The 244-nt window shown below is 68.9% G+C and carries 1 protein-coding gene; it reads right to left on the bottom strand.

Translation table 11 applies throughout. The annotated features are described in order from the left end of the window. The coding region (locus tag SB765_RS32800; RefSeq protein ID WP_410932914.1) for an FAD-binding protein at positions 1-244 on the bottom strand (244 nt) is incomplete at both ends.

The following is a 244-nucleotide window of genomic DNA, read 5'->3' as shown; positions in this document are numbered from 1 at the left end:
CACGCAGGGTCTTGCGCAGGCGCGGCAACAGCGCGCCCACCTCACGGGCATCATAGGGGGCGGCGATGACCTGGTGGCCGCCGGTGGCGGCGCCGGGTGTGTCGCCGTGCATGTCGGGGATAGCGTTGCCGTCGACGAACTGCAGGGCGGTGTGTTGCTCGAAAAAGGCGACCATGTGCGGGCAGGCCTGGAGGAAGGCATCCACCCGTTCAGCGTCGTAATGCGCGCCCAGCTCGTTGCGCAG

The organism is Pseudomonas sp. SIMBA_067 (assembly GCF_046534675.1).
GTDB lineage: Bacteria > Pseudomonadota > Gammaproteobacteria > Pseudomonadales > Pseudomonadaceae > Aquipseudomonas > Aquipseudomonas putida.
The sequence above is the reverse complement of the archived record's forward strand: the minus strand, read 5'-3'. Positions and strand labels throughout refer to the sequence as shown.